General features: G+C 73.6%; 2 protein-coding genes and 1 pseudogene. All 3 read left to right on the plus strand.

Annotated features, from left to right (window positions below; translation table 11 throughout):
• Nucleotides 1-418: ATP phosphoribosyltransferase (hisG, locus tag ACTHK2_RS11320; RefSeq protein WP_440245819.1), on the plus strand; the 418-nt coding region annotated here is incomplete at its 5' end.
• Nucleotides 415-1,761, plus strand: coding sequence for a histidinol dehydrogenase (gene hisD / locus ACTHK2_RS11325; RefSeq protein WP_440245820.1), 1,347 nt, complete (start codon nucleotides 415-417; stop codon nucleotides 1,759-1,761). The genes hisG and hisD, both read left to right, overlap by 4 nt.
• Nucleotides 1,758-2,036 (plus strand): annotated as a pseudogene (locus ACTHK2_RS11330) (histidinol-phosphate transaminase); the annotation flags it as partial. The gene hisD and the pseudogene ACTHK2_RS11330, both read left to right, overlap by 4 nt.

Genomic DNA, 2,036 nt, shown 5'->3' on the forward strand with positions numbered 1-2,036 from the left:
CGGCAAGGCCCATGCGATCTGCGACCTCGTTTCGAGCGGCGCCACGCTCGCCGCCAACCAGCTGCACGAACTCGCGACGGTCATGCAGAGCGAGGCGGTACTCGCGGCGAGCCCGCGCCCGCGCAGCGCCGCCGCGACGCAGCTGCTCGAGCGGCTCGTCGCGCGCATCGCCGGCGCGCTGTCCGGCGCGGGCGCTCGCCTGCTCATGCTGCAGGCGCCGCGCGCCGCGTTGCCCGCGATCACGCGGATGCTGCCGGCGCGCGAGGCGCCGAGCGTGCTCGGCCTCGACGGCCGGCCCGACGATGTCGCGATGCAGGCGCTGTGCAGCGCGAGCCTCGACTGGCAGCACCTCGAGGAACTCAAGCGCCTCGGTGCGCGCGGCGTGATGGTGCTCAACGTGGAGCGCATGCTCGCATGAACCTGTCCTTGCGACGCGCGGACTGGTCCGCGCTCGATGCATACCAACGCATCAATGTCCTGGCACGTCCGCCGCGCCTGCACGACACCGTGCAGGTCGCTAAAGTACGCGCGATCATCACCGCAGTGCGCACGCGCGGCGATGCCGCGCTGCGCGAACTCGGCCTGCGCCTGGACCGCTGCGAACTTGCGACGTTCGAGGTCGGTGCGGAGGAATTCGCCGCGGCGCAAAGAAGCATCGACGCTGCGGTGCGCGAGGCGATGCGCCGCGCGATCGCGCGCGTCGAGGCCTTCCACGCCGCGCAGCAGCCGCAGTCGTTCGCACTCGATACCGAGCCCGGCGTGCGCTGCGAGCAGGTGCTGCGGCCGATCGGGCGCGTCGGCCTGTACGCGCCCGCGGGCAGCGCGCCACTGCCCTCGACGGTGTGGATGCTCGGCGTGCCCGCGCGCGTCGCCGGTTGCCCGGAGATCGTGCTCGCGACGCCGCCGCGCGCGGACGGGAGCGCCGACCCGTCCATCCTCGTCGCCGCCCGCCTGTGCGGGATCGAGCGCGTGTTCAAGCTCGGCGGCGCGCAGGCGATCGCCGCGCTCGCCTACGGCACCGAGTCGGTGCCGCGCTGCGCGAAGCTGTTCGGCCCCGGCAACGCCTGGGTCACGAACGCCAAGCTCGAAGTCGCGGCCGATCCCGACGGCGCCGCGATCGACATGCCTGCCGGGCCGTCCGAGGTGCTCGTGATCGCGGACGATGCCGCCGAGCCCGCCTTCGTCGCGGCGGACCTGCTCGCGCAGGCCGAGCACGGCGCCGATTCGCAGGTATTGCTCGTGAGCCCGAGCGAGCGCCTGCTCGATGCCGTCGCGCACGCGCTGGCGCTGCAGCTCGCGAGCCTGCCGCGCGCGGCGATCGCGCGCGCCGCGCTCGCCCATGCGCGCCTGATCCGCGTGGCCGACCTCGATGCCGCCGTCGACATCGCCGAGCGCTATGCGCCCGAGCACCTCATCGTGAACACGCGCGACCCGCGCGCGTTGCTGCCGCGGCTGTCCAACGCGGGCAGCATCTTCCTCGGTGGCTGGTCGCCGGAGACACTCGGCGACTACTGCGCGGGACCGAACCACGTGCTGCCGACGCTCGGTTTCGCGCGCGCATTCAGCGGCGTCGGCGTCGAGAGCTTCCTGCGCCGCGTCGACGTGCAGGAAGCCACGAGCGCGGGATTGCGCGCGATCGGGCCCGACGCGGCGTGCCTCGCGCGCGCGGAAGCGCTCGAAGCGCATGCGCGCGCGGTCGACCTGCGCCTCGCGGCTCTCGAAGGCGCTGCCGTACGCATCGCCGCGGGCGCCGACGCATGAGCCTGCTCGCGCGTGCGCGCCCCGAACTCGTCGCGTTCGCACCGTACGCGTCGGCACGCCGCGCCGGTTTCGACGCGCGCGTGCGGCTCGACGCGAACGAATCTCCCTGGGACGGCGACGATGATGGCCTTGCCGTGACCGGGCTCAATCGCTATCCGCAGCCACAACCCGAGTCGCTGCGGGCACGCCTCGCCGCGCTGTACGGCGTCGAGGCGGCCTCGCTCTGGCTCGGCCGCGGCAGCGACGAGGCGATCGACCTGCTGCTGCGCGCATTC

This window comes from Dokdonella sp., from assembly GCF_051958935.1.
In the GTDB taxonomy this organism is placed as follows: Bacteria; Pseudomonadota; Gammaproteobacteria; order Xanthomonadales; family Rhodanobacteraceae; genus Dokdonella_A.